The organism is Polaromonas sp. CG_9.7, assembly GCF_015752205.1.
Taxonomy (GTDB): domain Bacteria; phylum Pseudomonadota; class Gammaproteobacteria; order Burkholderiales; family Burkholderiaceae_C; genus Polaromonas.
Map to the genome: position 1 here is coordinate 1 of NZ_JADOVG010000008.1, position 18,002 is coordinate 18,002.

An 18,002-nucleotide genomic window follows, 5' to 3' on the forward strand; every position below is an offset into this window, starting at 1 on the left:
CCAATACGCTGGCAATTCAACTTAAGCAAGGCACGCCAAAAAATGGCTTGGGTCTATCCGCACGCAGACAACGAATCAGGTTGACTGTCTACTAGCTTAAATTTTCCATCTTGCAGAATATTTTTCTGTATTTCAAAAATTCAGCAGCAAATCAGGCAAATCCTTCGGCGGCTGTTGGCGGATACTTGTTTCACACCCCAGCCAGCTTACCGGCCAGGCCTGCGGTACAAACCCCCATGTGACTTACCCGTTGCCTGGGGGTTTGCCTTTTGCGGCCATCTTTGTCAGCTCGCCGTCGTGTTGCGCAGCGTGTCGGGCGGTAATTGGTCGATTTCAATCAGCAGTTGCGCCAGGCTGCGGCCCATGGCGGACAGCAGCGCCTGACCTTTTTCGGCTGTGGCGGCAGCCGCATTGCCGACCGCGCCGTGCGGGTTGTAGTCTTGCATCTGCCAGCCCAGCTTGGCGCTGCGGCCATCGCCCAGAATGCTGAAGCGCTCTGCGCGGTCCTGCGAGGTGGAATGGAAATCCTGTGCTTTTGCCATGTCGACCTGCCCCGGCTGGAGTGCCAGCATCATTGAGGTTTCGATCTCGCCGGCATGAATGCCAAAGCGGTGCTCGTGCGCGCTGAACTGCGCGGCCACCGAGTCGCCCCGTTCATCGACCAGCGGCAGGTTGAATGAATTGACGCTGTACACCAGCATTCCCAAGCGCGTGCGCAGGTCGCGCGCCACCACATCGAGCAGCCCGACATTGCCGCCATGCGAATTGAGCAGCACGATTTTCCTGACACCGGTGGCGGCCACAGACTCGGCCACCTCGGTCCAAAGCCGGATCACGGTTTCCGCCTTCAACGTGAGCGTGCCGGCAAAGCGCGTGTGCTCGGGGCTGAAGCCAATCGACTGCGTCGGTAAAAACAGCACCGGCAGGCTGGCAGGCAAGTGCGGCAGCGCGCTGGCGACAACGCCTTCGACCAGCGTGGTATCGACATTGATCGGCAGGTGTGGACCGTGCTGCTCAATGGCAGCCACCGGCAGCACGGCGATGCAGCGGTCCAGGTCGAGACGCAAAAAGTCAGTCGTTTTCAGGTCTGCCCAATAGCGCGGCAGATCAGCAAAGGGGGGCATTGCAGTGTTCATGGCTGCATTTTCAGCGACACCGGCAACTCGGGTGTGCATGCATCGCCAAACGCATGTTTTTTCGACATGCGATGGTCAGCGATGAAAAATCCAGTTCACGCCGCCGCAGCCGCTTTTTGAATCGCGTCGCGGTGGGTTTGCTGGCTGACATGCCGGCCCTGCCGCTCGGACCGGGGCTTGGCAGCGCCCGCCGGCAAGGTGCTGCGTTCGGCAGCCAGCGAATCGGCCAGGCATTGCGGCCGGCCGCGCGCACCGCTGGCGCGATAGTCCAGCAGCAGCGCCGCCTGCACGTCATCAACGGCCAGTCCGCGAACCACGGTCAGGTGGTCAAACAGCACGTCCACCAGTTTTTCCAGCGCAAACTCATGCGTCTTGGCGGTGGTGCGCCAGAGCCAGTCGCTGAAAGCCAGGAAATGACCGAATGCCGAGCCCGCGGAATCCGCGTCATTGCGCAGCAACAAACGCAGCGCCGCAGAAAACCGGCCCGAATTCGCAACCATTTCCCAGTAGCGCGCAAACCGCTGGATGCGCTGCATCGTCGCAAAGTCAATCGTCGAGGTTTGCAAAATCGTGTACGGCGTTTGCGGGTCATAGGCCATCGCAAAGCCTGCCGTGTGCCGCGTGATGGGCGTGCCACGCAAGCGCTTCAGGATGCCGAACTGGATTTCATGCGGGGCGAGTTCATAGAGCCTGTCAAAGCCGTCGGCAAAGCTCTGCAGCGTTTCGCCCGGCAAGCCAAAAATCAGGTCAGCATGCACATGCGCCTGGCTTTCGCCCACCAGCCAGCGCAGGTTGTCGGCGGTCTTGGCGTTGTCCTGCTTGCGTGAAATGCGCTGCTGCACCTCGGGGTTGAAGCTCTGGATGCCGACTTCAAACTGCAGCGACCCCGCCGGAAACTGCACGATCAGCGCTTTCAGCCGGTCCGGCAGGCTGTCAGGCACGACTTCAAAATGCACGAACAAGTCAGGCGCCATACGGTCCAAAAAGAACTGCAAGATGAGCACCGAAAAATCGACCTTCAAATTGAAGGTGCGGTCCACGAACTTGAAGTTGCGCGCGCCGCGCTGAAACAGCGTGTCCATCTCGGCCATGAAGCGGTCCAGCTCAAACGCCCAGGCCGTCTTGTCGAGCGAACTCAGGCAAAACTCGCACTTGAACGGGCAGCCGCGTGACGCTTCGACGTAGAGCAGGCGCTTGGCCAGGTCTTCTGCCGTGTACTCGTTGTAGGGCAAGGCCAGTGCTTCCAGCGCCGGCTGTTCGCCGATGACGACTTTCATCAACGGCTTCGGGCCATCCAGCAACGCGCGGCACAGCTTGGGGAAACTCACGTCGCCCCAGCCGGTGATGACATGGTCGGCCAGCCGGCAAATTTCCTGTTCGCCGGTTTCAAAGCTGACCTCCGGCCCGCCCAGCACGATCTTGATGTCGGGCCGCAGGGTTTTCAGCAGGCGCACGACCTGCGTGGTTTCGACCACGTTCCAGATATAGATGCCCAGACCGATGATTTGCGGATTGAGCGCCAGCAGGCTTTCGACGATCTGCACCGGCCGCTGCCCAATGGTGAATTCGCGAAGTTGCGTGCGCTCGCGCAGGCCGGCACCGCCATGCAGGTCCATATTGGCAAGCAGGCAACGCAGGCCGAGCGAGGCGTGGATGTACTTGGCGTTCAGGGTGGCCAGGACAATGGCGGAGGAGTCGGTGACTGGAAGGGAAGGCATGGCGGCATTATCGAGCTCTGCAGCAGGAAGGGCTTTGCCGGAACGGTTCAACAGCAGGCGAAATAGCCCTGTGCCGGACCCGCCTAAATCAACGATGCAAAGAATGCCGTGAACCTTCCCGAACTGATGGCGCTTAGCGGCTACACCGCGCCGGCAATGCCGACGGAACACGTCTTCCGAGCGACCTGGGGCCGGCTGAAGCACCGGATGCACGGCCCCGAAGACCCACTTCTGCAGCATTCGGGCCTGGGCTAGGCATCGCTGTGAGTGATCGATGACCTGGTTGACCCTCCGGATTGCGGCTCGCTGCTGCAGCCGCTCGATGAACAGTTCGGCGAGTGGTCGCGTGACACCGGCGCGCATTCCAGCGCTGCGCACCATCGTCGACCCGCCGTGCGACACCACCGGAACACTTTCGATCTGGGCGCAAACGCGTGGCCACGCGTTGTTGAGCGAAACGGAACGCGCCGGCCTGATCAACCGGGTAACCCAAGGCTACTGCGTCAGCGCAACGGAATGCACGTGGTGCGGTGACTGCTGTCACAGCTGGCCTGCACATATCGCCGCTGTCTGGTCGGTTGCAAAAGCTGGGCCTGGCGCTTCATCGTCCAGGGCGCGGGCACCGACCTCGCACTTGCCGGTGCTGCTGGTGATGGCGATCGGTTTCACTTCATCAGCGATATGACCATCCACGGCAAACAACTGGCGATCGCGGACACTGGCGCCACCGAAGTGCAGGCAAAGCCTGGTGTCGTCGCGCCCTGAGCGTTGAATCGGTGGCGCCGGTCGCACGCTCTCGCCCGCACTGGTCGGCATGACCATACAGCCTTCTGGCCATGCCGGCGTCCGATCTGCGGGATCGGCTCTCACGAGGCGCATGGTCGCATGTTGCACACGCTTTTTTCAATGACGAATCACAACTGCTGTGAGGGCGCTCGAGGCAGAGGTAACTTTTGGCAAAAGTCTGCTCAAGCGTTGCGATATCCAGCTGCACTGGTTGCTTGTTGCAGCGTCAAACCTGATGCTCCAGTTCATCAAACCTGTCAACGCCATGGCTGAAAATTCCAGCAATTCCGAGGCCAGGCGACTGTCAGCCCAGCTCATTTCAAGGGGCTAACCAAACGAGAGTGGATAACAAAGTTGCAACATTGCAGGCAAACGACTTTGCGATGATCCCCAGCGAACGGACGAGACTTTGCTGTTGCAGTTGGTTTTGCACATCGGAACACCGTGGCAACAAATCATGGATGTGGTGCCTGAGCCGAACCTGGCCCGTTTGTTTGTTAGATCCAGCTTATTGGCCAAGGCTCAGGGCATTGCCAAGCTGTTCGGTGTTTGTGCGCGAATTGTCGATGTTGACATGCCAGTTTTTGGATGCCAGCAAGAACGAAGACGTTCGAATCAGACCTGGCGTCCCTGTTTTTTTTCATGCAGCATGGGCAATGGCGAATTCGCGAATACAGAATCGACAATGACCACCAATAAGTTGGTCAAAGTCTTGCACAAAAAGGACGCAGCATGGTCGACGAAAGTGAAGATCGCCATTCACTGTCTGATGCGTCTTCGGATGCCAAGGAGCGAACCGATGACACCCGCAAGAAAGTGGCGGAGCGGGAAGCGAGTGAAAAGTCGCCAACAGAGATAGAAAAATCGCTGACCCAGGAAGAACGTGAAGTCGTCGCCGACAACGGCAAGCTGTCGGCGCTGACCGTTTATTCCATCATTCTGCGTGAAGGCGAAGAAGAATTGCGCCGTCCCAAAACGTCGCTTTGGTGGTCAGGTGTGGCAGCGGGGATCGGAATTTCGACCTCTGTTCTGGCCGAAGGCATCATCCGCACCGCAGTGGCGGCGGAATCCCCCTATCTTTCGGTCATCGAAAGTTTGGGCTACACATTGGGGTTTGTGCTGGTGATCATGTGCAGGCTCCAGCTGTTCACTGAAAACACCATCACTGTCGTGCTTCCAGTCCTGGCCAGTCCAAACCGGAATCGGTTTTACAGCACTGCGCGGCTGTGGGCGATCGTGTTTGCGGCAAACATCTTTGGCACGTTTTTCACGGCGGCACTTGCTGTTCATGGCAATATCCTGCCAGACGAAATCCTTTCCTCGATTCTCGAAATATCGCGTCACGTCGCAGAACTGTCGCCGGCTACTTCGCTGTCCAGGGGCATTCCGGCGGGGTTTTTCATTGCCGCATTGGTGTGGATGCTGCCTTCGGCAAAAGGCTCCGAAGTTGTCGTCATCATGCTGTTTACCTGGCTTATTGCAGCGGGTGGCTTTACCCACGTCGTCGCAGGATCAAACGAAATTTTCAATCTGGTGCTGATCGGCGAGATGAATATCCTCACTGCGTTTGCAAGTCATATTCTTCCGATTCTGATCGGCAACATATTGGGTGGAACCGGTTTGTTTGCGATGCTTGCCTACGGTCAGATCCACAAGGAAATCTGATTCGCATATCGACTTCTGGATTTATGCCGACCTCCCAGGCAGTCAAAAATACCTGTTGTGCTGTCATTGGCATTCAAAATCCGTCGATTCGCCGTCTTTTCAAAGAGGTCGGTGTTTGACGGCACAGCCCCTTCGCCGGCGTTTGCCTCGTCGAGGGTGCGCCGGGTCCCTGTCCGGGGCCAATGGTCTTCGTCTGCTTCAAGCGTTTGATGATTAACCGCGCGCCGGCGTCAAGCTGAAGCATGGCCCAGTCGGGGCCATGGTCGGAGCCAGTGTCGTCCGGCCCGAATGATCAGTGCAGGAACAGACAGCGCGTCTGGAAGGGGCGGTGGCTAAAGCGCTCGGTCACCACACATCCGGCACCGCTGCAAGAAATGCCGACCGGCTGGGCGCGGTTGCTTTCATCTGGCATGATTTTCATGGCGCGCCCGCTCCAGCATGCACCGCGCTGCCCCACGCACAAGGCGCGCGGCTATGAAACTTCAGCAAGCAAGCGGATCAGTAGCCCACAAGGGTCCAGAAGAAGGTGCTGATGGTGGGGTCGTAGCCCGGGTTGTCGAACTTGGCGACATAGGTCAGGCCATTGGAGTAGGTGGCGAGGGCGCCGGCGGCGTACTGCTGGCCAGAGACCCAGGCAGCCGGCTTGGTGCAGGCAACAGGAGCCCAGAAGAAGGTGCTGATGGTGGGGTCGTAGCCCGGGTTGGCGAGCTTGGCGACATAGGACAGGCCATCGGCGTAGGAGACGAGGGCGCCGGCCGCGTACTGCTGGCCCATGACCCAGGCAGCCGGCTTGGTGCAGCAAGCAACCGGGGCCCAGAAGAAGGTGCTTATGGTGGGGTTGTAACCCGGATTGGCGAACTTGGCGACGTAGGTGAGGCCATCGCTATAGGTAACGCGGGCGCCGGCGGCATACTGCTGGCCCCTGACCCAGGCAGCCGACGCTGCGCAGCCAGCCGCCTCGGGCTTGTTTAAGCGCTGCATATAGACATCGAGCAGATTATTGGCGATCTCATTGGATGCAGACCAAGCCAATATGACGCTGCCGCCAGTCAGTGGCAAGATGTTCTTGGGCGACGCGGCAATGGTAAAGACATCCCCAATCGGGTCGCCCTTGCTGGTGTACCTTTGACCCTTGTTGCCGCTCGCACCTGAGTACCAGAACAACAAATAGCTCCCATCGACCAGCACGGTCCTTGCGGTGAAGATCGTAAGCTCCGGGCTTCTGAAATCACTTCTGGCTGCTATCGGTTTTTGCGGACCGACCAAACTGCCATTGCCATCAATCAATTGACTGTAGGGCCCCGTGGCATTGGCGCCGAACATCATGTACTGATCGCCTTGCAGCGGTATCAAAATACCGCAGTGCGTCGGCGCGAGTATTTGCTTGGGAACCAGGTTCTTGTCGTAATAAGAGACTGACGTAATCGTTGGCTCACTCATAGCACCGAAGCATCCTGAGGAGTTCGCCGTGTCAATCATGCGTTTGTAAACCAGGTAGCCGCCATCCGGAGACGCCTGAATCTCGTAATCGATGGGCCTCGAAGGGGGAAAGCTGTCGGCTGACAGCACGACAGGGCTGCCGCTGCGTTGGCCCGAACTGTCATAACTCTGAGCGGAAAAACTGTTCCTTACGGTGCCTGAGGACTCGTCTCGCGATGTCCAGCTGACGACGAAGCCCCCGTTTGCCAATGGCACGATCGTTACAAAGCCATAGGTGGTAGAAGTTCCGAAGGTTGCCACTACAGCGGTTTCCGGCATGATTTGAGCGCCGCTGGCATTGAACTTCTGAATAAACGCACCAGACGCGGCGTTAGGCGAGGTGATTGCTTTGCCCTGCGCATCCCGTGCACCCTTGTACGCGACGACGATGTCGCCGTTATTTAGCACGGCAATGGAGCCATCTTGAACAGTGAGCTGCAGTCGGGTTTCACCGCCTACCCTGTTGCCTTCGCTGTCGAATCGCTGGAGGAAAAAGCGCGATCCATCCTGTGCCGGATTCATGGTGGTGGTGTCCCACACCAACAAGTAGCCGCCATCAGCGAGCGCACTGGAAGTCTTCAAATCCTGGTAATCAGCAGTCGTGGTATTGACCCGCGTAGGTGGCTGCGGTACGAGCGTCGCGCGCTCAGTCGAAACATTCACGCTGGACATGCCTTGGCCCGTTGCAGAAGTCACTGATTGCTGGGCATGGGCTGTCTTGCCGACCACATTAACCATAAGGGCCAAAGCGAGCGAAGCCGCTAAAACTGTTTTGTTCATCACATGCTCCTAAGCAAGCCAATAAGGTTGTCAAATCAAGGAAAGGCTGACGAGAGTTGTTCCCGAGCATCAGTTGATGACGCGGCCTCAGCATGCCTAAATTTCTGTGCCGACCTCTACTTTTTTACATCTAGTCGCAACCCTTTCGCTAACCGCTGCAGTGACAAGCATTCCCACCTTGGAGGTGATGTGGCGGTTCTTTCGCGTTGGCGGTCAAGGCGCCCGCTGGTCTATGCTGGGTGCTTTGACTGAAAAGGCTTGAAACGCGATGCTGGCGACCAAAGAGTAGAATCGGCATGGCTCTAATTGTTTGAGCAAAACCAGCTTTAGCGCATGCTGCGCAAGCATAATCAACTATCAAATTAATAGCATCTAATGATTTCCCATGCAGCGCCGACTTGAGGCTATCGAAGCCAGGAACACCGTCGAGGGCACTGGTTTTTTGTCTGCGAAAGGCTGCAGGAAAATCATGTGAAGTGGGGCTGCACGGCTGCCATGCACCGATAGCCAAAACACAATTTAGCCAGGCGAATTCACGCAGCGGTTGGGGAGCGGGCATTGAAAAAAAAGTGCCCAACAGGGCATCGGGCAGCCGATCCGTCTTTGGCATCACAGTACGATACGAAATTTCTGCCCCTTCCCAAGGAGAAACTATGCCGGACATGAGCCTGATGGGCAAACGGGTGCTCGTCACCAACGCGGATGTATTCATGGGTCCGGTGCTGTGCAGGGTGTTTGCCGAGCACGGTGCAACAGTCATTGAAAGCACGGACACCCTGCTGAGCCCGGACTCGCCTGCCCGCGTGGTCGCCGCCGCCGGCCACATCGATGTGCTGGTCGTCAATCTTGCCGTTCCCGCCCCGACAACCGCTGTGACGGATGTGCTGGATGAAGAGTGGCTCGACACATTTGCAGCACTCGTGAATCCGCTGCCTCGCTTGTTCAGGGCCGTGTTGCCCGCAATGATCAAACGGCGCGCCGGCAAGATTCTTGTCATGGGCAGCGCCTCGGCACTGCGTGGCATGAAGCGAACGTCCACCTACAGCGCGGCGCGCGGCGCGCAACTGGCTTACGTTCAGGCGGTCGGTGTTGAAGTGGCCAGCCACAATGTTCAGGTCAATGCCATTGCGCAGAACTTCGTCGACAACCCCACCTACTTTCCCTCGGAAGTGCAGGCCAACCCTCGATTCCAGGAACGGTTGAAGCGAGAAGTCCCGCTGGGTCGACTGGTGGGCGCAACGGAAGATGCCGAGTTTGCGGCTTACCTTTGCGGTGAACACGCCAATTGTTTTGTCGGGCAGGTCTTTCCGGTGTGCGGGGGCTGGGTGCAACGATGAGGGTGCGGCCAGGAAATTCATCCGCATGAGCCGGGGCCCAATCCGCAATGCCACCGGCGACGCCTTCTTTGCCTGGGACGGCGATGTGCTGGTGGTCAACATCCTGGGCAAGCCCAGCGCCAGCCAAGACGCCATTGGCAAACCCAAGGGCACGCAGCTCAAGGTCAGCGTGACGGCCAAGCCCAGGGGCGGCAAGGCGACAGACCACATGGTGCGCTTTCTGGCGCCGCTGTTTGGCGTGGCGGTGGCGGACATCGAGGTGGTGTTCGGGCGCGAGAACGTCAACAAGCAGTTGCGCATCCGGGCGCCGAAAAAGCTGCCAGCGGTGTTTGTCCCGCCCCTGGTACAGCCGGGCTCGGCATAAGGCAACGCGGCGGCTGACGCACAATCGGGCTTGCCGGGCCTGCCCCCGGAACTAACGACTACGCCGCCTGTCAGACCCTCACCATGAATTTGAACCGCCTCCTATCTGCTATTTTTTTGATAGCTGCTTGCGCATTACCAGTAAGCGCAAATGCCCAATATGGCTTGATAAAGCCGGCGCTGGGCAGCCCGGTGGTCACCACCGAACAGGTACGCGCCGAACTGCTGGCCTGGGCGCCCGAGGGCGTTGAGGCGGGCAAACCGGTGTGGCTGGGCCTGCAACTGGCGCACCAGCCCGAGTGGCACACCTACTGGAAAAATTCCGGCGACTCGGGCCTGCCGACCCTGCTGGAATGGCAACTGCCAGCGGGCATCACGGCAGGCGACATCGCCTGGCCAACCCCTAAAAAAATTCTCATTGGCACATTGGCGAACTATGGCTACGAAAACACCGTGCTGCTGCCGGTGCCGCTGACCATCGCGCCCGGTTTCAATGCGTCGCAGCTTGACGTGAAGCTGAAGGCCAGCTGGCTGATCTGCCGCAAGGAATGCATTCCGCAAGAGGGCGAATTCAGCCTGAGCCTGCCCGCCAGGGGCTCGACGGCGGCGAGCAGCATGGCCTTTCAGGCGGCTTTCGACGCCGCGCCCCGGGATCTGCCCACCGGCGGCAGCCAACTGGAAGTCAGCGGCAAGGTGCTTAAAGTGTCGCTCGCCGGCCTGCCCGCCGCGCTGCAGGGCCAGACGCTGGCGCTGTTTCCGGAAACCGGCAGCGTGATCGAGCCGGCCGGCGCCTGGGAACAGGCGTGGCAAGGCGCGCTCTGGACAGCGCAACTGCCCATCTCGGGCCAGCGCACGGCAAGCCCGCTGAACATGCCGCTGGTGGTGGCGTACAACGACGCGGCTTACCGCATTGAGGCACCGGTGACCGGCGAATGGCCTGCGGTGGCGGCGCCGGTCGGGTTGTCGCCAGCCTTGCAGGCGGCGCTCAGGGCCAATGCGGCGGCCCCGGCTGCGGCGCCGGGCGCAGGCAAGGCTTCGCCGGGCCTGCTGTTGGCCTTGCTGGGAGCACTGCTGGGCGGGCTGATCCTGAACCTGATGCCCTGCGTATTTCCGGTGCTGGCCATCAAGATGGTCGGCTTTGTGAACGAAAAAAACCAGGCGCGGCGCCTGAGCGGCGGCCTGGCCTACACCGCCGGCGTGGTGCTGTCGTTCCTGGCGCTGGGCGCGCTGCTGCTGGGCCTGCGGGCGGCAGGCGAGCAACTGGGCTGGGGCTTTCAGCTGCAAAGCCCGGCGGTGGTGGCCGGCTTGGCGGCGCTGTTCACGCTGCTGGGGCTGAACCTGGCGGGTGTGTTTGACTTTGGCAGCATCCTGCCCAGCCGTGTCGTTAATTTGCAGGCCAAAAATCCCGGCGTGAATTCATTTTTGTCGGGCGTGATGGCCACGGCGATTGCCTCGCCCTGCACCGCGCCGTTCATGGGCGCGTCGCTGGGGTATGCCGTCGGCCTGCCGGCGGTGCAGGCGCTGGCGGTGTTTGGCGCCATTGGCATCGGCATGGCGCTGCCCTACCTGGCGGCCAGCGCGGTGCCGGCCGTGGCCCGCGTGCTGCCCCGCCCCGGCGCGTGGATGGTGACGTTCAAGCAACTGATGGCCTTTCCGATGTTTGCCACCGTGGCCTGGCTGGTGTGGGTGCTGGGCCAGCAAAGCGGCATCGACGGCGCAGGCGCGCTGCTGGCGCTGCTGGTGCTGATGGCGCTGGCCGTCTGGTCGTTCACCCTGCGCGGCACGGCGCGCCACGCCATCGCCGCGTTTTCAGTCGCGCTGGTCGCGGCCGGCCTGTGGGCCATCGGCCCGAACATCGTCAAGCCGGTCGGCACGCCTTTGGCGGCTGCATCCGCGCGCTGGCAAGACTGGCAACCCGGCCGCGTCGAGCAGCTGACGGCGCAGGGCCAAAGCGTGTTTGTCGATTTCACCGCCGCCTGGTGCGTGACCTGCCAGTACAACAAGAAGACCACGCTGGCCAACGCCGACGTGATGGCCGATATGGACGCCAAAAATGTCGCCCTTCTGCGTGCCGACTGGACGCGCCGCGACCCGGCCGTGACCGCTGCACTGGCAGAACTTGGCCGCAGCGGCGTGCCGGTTTACGTTCTTTACAAGCCCGGCCGCGCGCCGGTGGTATTGTCTGAAATCTTGTCCGTGAGCGATGTTCGGGCGGAGTTGGCCAGACTTTGATCAATTCCTGCCTGTCCAGCCCCCCTTAAAAGCCCGGCACGCCCCAGCAACCAGGAGCCCATCCATGAAGTCCCGTGCCCCCGAACGCATTGCGCACCTCCTCAATGACTGCCGCACCATTGCCGTCGTCGGCCTGTCACCCAAGCCGCACCGGGCCAGTTTTGACGTGTCGCGCTACATGCAGGCCGCCGGCTACCGCATCATTCCGATCAACCCGAACGCCACCGAAGTGCTCGGCGAAAAGGCCTATGCCACGCTGCGGGAAGCAGCACTGCACGAAAAAATCGATCTGGTGAACTGCTTCAGGAACAGTGAAGACATTCCGCCCGTGGTCGCCGATGCCATCGCCATCGGCGCGCGCGCGGTATGGATGCAGCTTGGTGTGGCAAATGCCCAAGCCGCCGCCACGGCCGAGGCTGCCGGCCTGATGGTGGTGCAAGACCATTGCATCAAGATTGACCACCGGGTGCTGCTGTCCAGCGGCCTGCTGGACCCCCAGGCGCCGCCTGAAAGGCCGTCTCCCTGAGCCCGGCTGACCGGGCGCGCAGGGTGGCGCCGTGCCGCGCTGCGCATTTTCTGGCCGTGCTGCCCGCCACGCTGATGCTGGCGCTGGCGGGCTGCGCCGGCCCGGCGCCCATTGAGCGCGGCGAAACCCTTGTGGCGCCCATGCGGCCGACGGAACTGGCCCAGTCGGACGTGAACCGCATGGCCACACTGGCCATGCGCGACAACCTGGACAGCATGCTGCGCATTGCCGACAAGCTGTACCGGCGCAATCCGTCCGAATGGAAAAAAACCGGCGTGCCCAGCCGCGAGGCCGCCATGGCGCAGCTTCGCCTGTCGCTGGAAAGCCCGGAGCCGTGGCCCGAACTGCAGGGCAAGCGCGACATTGCCGCGCTGTCGCTGGCGCTGCACCCTGACTTTGCCGGTGACCGGGTGGCGGCCTTTGTGGCGGCCAGCGCCGACATGCTGGTGACCGCGCATGGCGGCCGGACACGCCTGTACCTGGTGGACAGCCTGGACAACCAGCATGTTTACAACGCCGCGCGCAACGTCGAGATTGCCGTCTGGCTGCTGTCAAGCCGGCGCAACGCCGCAGGCCAGCCGCTGCTGCTGGCCGACGACATCTCCGGCCTGGAGCGCAACCTGAGCTTCGAGCGCGAATTCGGTAAGATCATCGGCCGGCTCGACCTGCTGGCCGAGGTGGCAACCGAAAAATACCGCCGCGCGGTGATCAGCTATGTGCAGAACTTTGTCGGCGGGACGTTTTTGCAGTTCTTGCCGGTGCGGTGAGGGGGATGTCAGTTTTTTAATGTTCGAGCTAAGCGGGCGCCAACAGCAGGATGCCAGGCCACTACCTGTACTTTGCAGCCGAGATGAACTGACTGAAAGTCTCGCACCACACGATGACGGTCGAGTAATTGGCGGGCTCAATACCTGCCGGAATAGGCACCACGAAATTTTCGAAGGTCTTGACATCTCCGACTCGGACCATACGCGCCTTAAGTCGTTTGAAATCCGCTTCGGTCTCGACAAACTCTGGCGACAGGTAGAGCTTATAGTCCGGGCCCGGGGACAGCTTTCCCGCCAGTGAGACGGCATTTGCCGATACGGACACGATTCCCTCACCCCAGTGCAGCGCATCGCTGTCCTTCAAGTCTCGTTTGAAATGACCACTGAATTGAGCTTGCGCCGTGGCCGCTTTCAACTCGGCAGTTGTGGGCGCTGCGGGGGCGGTCAGTATGGGCAAGGTGAAAATCCCACCCGCAAAACCGATAGCCGCAACGGTGACGTGAGAGGCAATAAGAAGCAGGGCTGTGCGGAGTTTCATGGATGCTGGAGGACGATTAGTCTGGTTCTGCGACGCCTAACGTTTGACATGAGGGGTGCCCAAAAGGCGCAGCCTTTTGGGCACCCCCTCGATGGAAGGGTTAGGCGTCAACGGACACACAAGTTCGAGGAGTTTTTGACGCTTGGCTAAAACATGCCATTGCTGTGTTGGGCCTCGGCTGGTACGACCTGCAGAACGTCCCAATGCTCAACGATCTTCCCTAATTCATCGAAGCGGAAGATGTCGATGCCTGCCCAGTCCTTGTTCGTATCGGTCGGCCAAACCTGATGGCAGTGGAGTACGACGAAGTTACCTTCGGCTATTGAACGTTTGAAGCTGACGTTCTTGCCAGGATATTCGCGCGCCATTTTCTCGAAGTACTCGATGAAGAAGTTCTTGCCGTCAGCGACGTGCGGATTGTGCTGCGTGTAGGTCGCGCCAACGTACTGCTCGACCGCCTCACGTGGCTTACATTCATTGAACATCATGTCGTAGAACGCCATCGCGTTGCGACGATTGTCTTCTGGGGTCGAGTGCATTGGAGTTCCTAAATGCTTCGGGTTGGAGATCCGACCTAAATTTGACGCCTAACGTTGGAGGCAACCGGACCACAACCCTTGCGGCGAAGCCGCCTCCTGCAGTTGTGGTTCCGTGTTGGCCGACATGCTAAAGGGCATTCTCACAGGATTACCAAGGCGGCGAAATAGGCGAAGCCAAAGGCGAATGCCGCCCACAACCATTTGGGACTAGGTGTAGGCGGATCGAAGCCGATCCCACCCGCCATAGCACCAAAGAAACCAAGCACGAAGTACATGAACGCCTGCACTCCATATATCAGCGTACTTGGCGCAAGTGCTCCAACGATTGCTCCGGCCAGTGATCCCGCAAGGACTGCCTTAGCGAGGGAGGTGGACACCACAGCGAAGTACATCAGCGGAAGGGCAAACAGCACTCCGGCGAAGCCACCGAGAAGTGCGCCAAGTAAGCCCAATGCACCCCGGTACCAGAATTCATCCGCGATCGTGGTTGGCTTCTTGCGCATGTGCCCTTTAACGTGATGTATACCGCAGGGTACTGCGGCATAACGTGGCAGCTTTAACTACAAAAACTGCCATTTACCTTTTTCGCTGCTCAATAGTTAGCTACATTAAAAATAGCAGAAAACCCCGCAATTTGCAGCAACTGCTTGACCACAGGTTCAGGCTGATTCCCGGACAAACGCGGTGGATTCACTGTTCCCGATGGTAGGGCTGAATCACGTTGCCCCGCCAACCCCGCAAAGGAAAAATCCCTGCATGTCGTGAATTCAGCCACAGGTGGCAGCTTTGCCAGCTTGCAAAAAGCAAGCGCAATGGCCGCCAACCGCCTTGCCGCCACCAGCCAGCCGGCGCGCCGACAATAAGCATATTTCCAGCCCCCAACTCCTTCAACACACCCATGCCCCAGAACCACCTGCCCAAGGTCAAAAGCCAGTACGAAGCCATGCCTTATCCGCCCTGCAATCCGCAGGACGACAAAACGCGCCTGGTGATGACCTGGCTGGAAGACCTGCCGATGATCAACCACTACTGCTTTGCCGGCAAACAGTCGTTCAGCAACGGTTTCCGGGCGCTGGTGGCCGGCGGCGGCACGGGCGACGCGACGATCTTCCTGGCCGAGCAGCTGCGCGGCACGGATGCCGAGATCGTGCACCTCGACATGAGCCACGCCAGCATCGTGCTGGCGCAGGAGCGGGCGAAAATTCGCGGCCTCACCAATATCACCTGGGTGCATTACTCGCTGCTGAGCCTGCCGGCGCTGGGCCTGGGCAAGTTCGACTACATCAACTGCAGCGGCGTGCTGCACCACCTGGCCGATCCCGACCTGGGCCTGCGGGTGCTGCTGAGCGCGCTCAAGCCCGGCGGGGCCATCGGCTTGATGGTCTACGGCACCACCGGCCGCACGGGGGTCTACCAGATGCAGGCGCTGATGCGCATGGTCAACCGGGATGGCACCGGCCAGGAAGCCGATGACCCGCACAAGATTGCCAATACCCGTGACCTGCTGGGCAGCCTGCCGGCCAGCAACTGGTTCAAGGCCAGCGAATCGCTGTTCAATGACCACAAGGCTGGCGACGCCGGCATCTACGATTTGCTGCTGCATTCACAGGACCGCGCCTACAGCGTGGGCGAGTTGTTCGACTGGCTGGAAGGGCAGCATGGCAAGCACCTGAACTTCAGCGACGTGCAGCGCGGCCGCTCGCCTTATCTGCCGCACATGGTGCTGGGCAGCAAGCCGCCCGCCATGGCCGCCGAATTGCGCCGCCTGCCCCGGCGCCAGCAGTACGAGATGGCCGAGTTGATGATCGGCAACCTCATCACCCATTCGCTTTACCTGACGCCGGACGCGGCCTGCACCGCGCCCTACGGCGACGCCGCCTACATTCCATTTTTCTACCATGAGCCGCTGACCGGCGACATCGCGGCGCAGGTGTTTGGCAGCAACAAGGGTCAGCCCTTCCGGCTCACGCACCAGCATTCGGGCGTTTCGGTCACCGTCAACCCGGGCAAGTACGGCGCGAACATCCTGCGCCTGATCGACGGGGAAAAAAGCTTTGGCGAGATTTTTGACCAGTTTCGCGCGGGCTGGCAGGGCCAGGCGGCCGCACCCGACAATGCCGCGCTGTTTGCCGACTTTGCCGAGTCCTACGACACGCTCAATGCGCTGGAGCGCCTGCTGCTCAGGCATCCTGACGCGACTGCAAGCGTTTAAGCGCTCTTGCGCAATAGCAGCGGTCGTTTCAAGCTATTAATAATGAAGCAATGGCGGCCGGGCCGCCAAGCGCTATCAACGCCTGGGCCAGGCAAAGCGCCTGGATCAAGGCGCCGCACTGCCGCGAAAGGCCTGGGCGTCGAAATAGCGCGCAAAAATTCCGTCGTTGCTGCTACCCCCAAAACGCACTTGGGAAAACACAACTACGAATCCGCCCAGCGATGTCGCACTCACGGCGGGCCGGACACCACTTGCTGCGACCCTGCCCGGGGCGCCAGCGGGCGCACCGTCAGCGCCGTAGCGTCGGGCCTGGGACTCGGAGACGAAAATGGCAGGAGTAGGACCAGGGCTTGATCCTTCAGACCAGGCAACCACAAATCCGCCGTCGTCAAGTGCGGCCACCGCTGGAGAGGCCACGGGACGTGGGCATGGAAAAAATCTTCCTTGTCTCGTACAGGTGGGCCGTGGCCCGAGCACGGGATTTACCAAGCTGGGAGCGGCCAGTGCAGAGCCATCGGCGTGGAAAGACTGAACCGCGATCACGGGATCCGTCTCGCGCAGGGCCAGGACATAAGTCACGGCATACCCGCCGCCCGCCAAGCCAGAAACGGCGGGAAAGCTGGCACCGAGCTGATCGCCAAATGCGTCTGGCGTGATCAGGGTAGGCGAACCAATGGGTGAATTATTGGCGCCATAACGCTGTGTATAAATGGCGGAGCCCGCCAAGCCGCTTGGCCCGGAGCTGTCCCAGGTGACCAAATATCCTCCATCGGCCAGCGCTGCAACCGCTGTGGTGCGAAAGGCCAGGTCGAGCAAGTCGGTAAAGGTGTTCACCCGCTTTTCAGCACCGCACGGGCAGGCCACGCCCTGAGCGTCAAAGCGCCGCGCATAGATGTCCAGGCTTGTATCGGCGGTGCGCGGCGCTCTCCAGGTCACTACATAGCCCCCGTCAGCCAAACCTGCCGCGGCAACGCTGGAGAAAAGCTTGCTGCTCAAGGTGATGCTGTTGATTTGCTGCACGGCGCGAACCGCAATGCCATTGGCATCGAAGCGCTGCGCAAGGAGGTTGTGGTCCTCGCCGCCGCCATTGGCTTGGCGTACCGGCCACACCAGCAAATAGCCCCCGTCCTCCAGTGCGGCAAGCGCCGGTTTGTTCACGAACACCGCATCCGGCGCAATGCAGGTCTCCTGGCCAAGCGCTTGTCCATCGACGCCGTAGCGCTGCGTGCACACACCCCGCGCGCTTGGTGGCACGACTACGCCGGGGAACAGTTCTGTATTGGAAATCCATGCAACCACATGGCCGCCACTCTTTAGCCGGGCGATGCTGGAATTTTGATCTATCCCCAGCATTGTCGTGTTGACCCTGAATTCCGCGCCGCCGGGCGCTGTCGCCGGCTCTTGAACTTGTCCCTGCGCTGGAGCAATCATCTGTGCAGGAACAGCCGTCGGTGCCTGTCCTGCGACCGGCAGTTGCGCGGCAGCCTGCCCCGAGGATGAGGAAGTTGCCAGCGCGGTGGCTACGGGCGCAGAGTCGCCCCCACCACACGCGGTCAGCCAAAAGGCTGCCAGCACGCTTGCCAACGCGGCGCGCCAGCCAGGTTTTCGCAGGGGAAAGTTTGTAGTCACAGAGGGCCTTTCTGCGGTGATTGCAGCAGTTGATTCAGCTAAGAAATCTCCTGTGAATTTTTGAGCCGGTGAAGCGCGCGCGCGGTGCGACGAAGTCGCGTTTACAGCTAGGGGGATCCCAGAAACTGACTGTTATCGTCAAATCCGGCTGAATTTCCGGTTACACAGGGGGTCTATGCAGGAATAAAAATCAATTGACCACAGCGTTGTGCGTTAAAACCTGGAAGTGTCCGGCTTTTGCCTCATGCAAGGCAGAACTGGAAACCTCTGCATCGACAGCATGGTGGTAGCCAGC

17 protein-coding genes are annotated in these 18,002 nt (G+C 60.4%); 8 read left to right on the forward strand and 9 right to left on the reverse strand.

What is annotated here, in order from left to right:
* Positions 1–284: 284 nt before the first annotated feature.
* Together IWX87_RS09575 and IWX87_RS09580 are read right to left on the reverse strand one after the other, a co-directional pair.
* The gene (locus IWX87_RS09575; protein WP_231374722.1) at positions 285–1,136 is read right to left on the reverse strand and encodes a creatininase family protein; all 852 of its coding nucleotides are present in this window, start codon (positions 1,134–1,136) and stop codon (positions 285–287) included.
* Between the two features lie 95 nt (positions 1,137–1,231).
* Entirely contained in the window at positions 1,232–2,854 is a 1,623-nt protein-coding gene (locus IWX87_RS09580; protein ID WP_196863311.1) for a B12-binding domain-containing radical SAM protein, read from the reverse strand.
* A 274-nt stretch (positions 2,855–3,128) separates the two neighbouring features.
* Between IWX87_RS09580 and IWX87_RS09585 the strand changes: the two genes are divergently transcribed.
* Together IWX87_RS09585 and IWX87_RS09590 are read left to right on the forward strand one after the other, a co-directional pair.
* Positions 3,129–3,539 carry a hypothetical protein gene (locus tag IWX87_RS09585; RefSeq protein ID WP_196863312.1) on the forward strand — a complete coding sequence of 137 codons (411 nt, stop codon included), beginning with the start codon at positions 3,129–3,131 and terminating at the stop codon, positions 3,537–3,539.
* 833 nt (positions 3,540–4,372) lie between these two features.
* Positions 4,373–5,305 (forward strand): formate/nitrite transporter family protein, encoded by a 933-nt coding sequence (locus IWX87_RS09590; protein ID WP_196863313.1) that lies wholly within the window; start codon positions 4,373–4,375, stop codon positions 5,303–5,305.
* A gap of 292 nt (positions 5,306–5,597) precedes the next feature.
* Here IWX87_RS09590 and IWX87_RS19890 read toward each other — a convergent pair whose 3' ends face one another.
* From IWX87_RS19890 to IWX87_RS09600, 3 genes are all read right to left on the reverse strand, one after another.
* Positions 5,598–5,726, reverse strand: coding sequence for a hypothetical protein (locus IWX87_RS19890; RefSeq protein ID WP_255532170.1), 129 nt, complete (start codon positions 5,724–5,726; stop codon positions 5,598–5,600).
* Positions 5,727–5,803: 77 nt separating this feature from the next.
* Complete coding sequence (locus tag IWX87_RS09595; protein WP_196863314.1) at positions 5,804–7,564, reverse strand: hypothetical protein; 1,761 nt, start codon at positions 7,562–7,564, stop codon at positions 5,804–5,806.
* A gap of 148 nt (positions 7,565–7,712) precedes the next feature.
* Positions 7,713–8,228 (reverse strand): hypothetical protein, encoded by a 516-nt coding sequence (locus IWX87_RS09600; RefSeq protein WP_196863315.1) that lies wholly within the window; start codon positions 8,226–8,228, stop codon positions 7,713–7,715.
* On the opposite strand from IWX87_RS09600, the gene IWX87_RS09605 reads away from it, so the two are divergent.
* The 5 genes from IWX87_RS09605 (at position 8,218) to IWX87_RS09625 (ending at position 12,789) form a co-directional block, all read left to right on the forward strand.
* Complete coding sequence (locus tag IWX87_RS09605; RefSeq protein WP_196863316.1) at positions 8,218–8,901, forward strand: SDR family oxidoreductase; 684 nt, start codon at positions 8,218–8,220, stop codon at positions 8,899–8,901. The two genes, IWX87_RS09600 and IWX87_RS09605, sit on opposite strands and share 11 nt — an antisense overlap.
* 25 nt (positions 8,902–8,926) lie before the next feature.
* Positions 8,927–9,265 (forward strand): DUF167 family protein, encoded by a 339-nt coding sequence (locus tag IWX87_RS09610; RefSeq protein WP_196863317.1) that lies wholly within the window; start codon positions 8,927–8,929, stop codon positions 9,263–9,265.
* A gap of 83 nt (positions 9,266–9,348) precedes the next feature.
* The gene (locus IWX87_RS09615; RefSeq protein WP_196863318.1) at positions 9,349–11,496 is read left to right on the forward strand and encodes a protein-disulfide reductase DsbD; all 2,148 of its coding nucleotides are present in this window, start codon (positions 9,349–9,351) and stop codon (positions 11,494–11,496) included.
* 64 nt (positions 11,497–11,560) lie between these two features.
* Positions 11,561–12,022, forward strand: coding sequence for a CoA-binding protein (locus IWX87_RS09620; protein WP_196863319.1), 462 nt, complete (start codon positions 11,561–11,563; stop codon positions 12,020–12,022).
* Positions 12,023–12,096: 74 nt separating this feature from the next.
* Positions 12,097–12,789, forward strand: coding sequence for a hypothetical protein (locus IWX87_RS09625; protein ID WP_196863477.1), 693 nt, complete (start codon positions 12,097–12,099; stop codon positions 12,787–12,789).
* Positions 12,790–12,850: 61 nt separating this feature from the next.
* Here IWX87_RS09625 and IWX87_RS09630 read toward each other — a convergent pair whose 3' ends face one another.
* From IWX87_RS09630 to IWX87_RS09640, 3 genes are all read right to left on the reverse strand, one after another.
* On the reverse strand, positions 12,851–13,327 hold the full coding sequence (locus IWX87_RS09630; protein WP_196863320.1) for a DM13 domain-containing protein: 477 nt from the start codon (positions 13,325–13,327) through the stop codon (positions 12,851–12,853).
* A 146-nt stretch (positions 13,328–13,473) separates the two neighbouring features.
* On the reverse strand, positions 13,474–13,866 hold the full coding sequence (locus tag IWX87_RS09635) for an ester cyclase (protein ID WP_196863321.1): 393 nt from the start codon (positions 13,864–13,866) through the stop codon (positions 13,474–13,476).
* Positions 13,867–14,006: 140 nt separating this feature from the next.
* A complete protein-coding gene (locus tag IWX87_RS09640) occupies positions 14,007–14,369 on the reverse strand; it encodes a hypothetical protein (protein WP_196863322.1) in 363 nt (120 codons plus the stop codon).
* A gap of 395 nt (positions 14,370–14,764) precedes the next feature.
* Between IWX87_RS09640 and IWX87_RS09645 the strand changes: the two genes are divergently transcribed.
* Positions 14,765–16,078 (forward strand): class I SAM-dependent methyltransferase, encoded by a 1,314-nt coding sequence (locus IWX87_RS09645; protein WP_196863323.1) that lies wholly within the window; start codon positions 14,765–14,767, stop codon positions 16,076–16,078.
* A gap of 105 nt (positions 16,079–16,183) precedes the next feature.
* On the opposite strand, the gene IWX87_RS09650 is transcribed toward IWX87_RS09645, so the two are convergent.
* Positions 16,184–17,707 (reverse strand): hypothetical protein, encoded by a 1,524-nt coding sequence (locus IWX87_RS09650; RefSeq protein ID WP_196863324.1) that lies wholly within the window; start codon positions 17,705–17,707, stop codon positions 16,184–16,186.
* Positions 17,708–18,002: the final 295 nt, after the last annotated feature.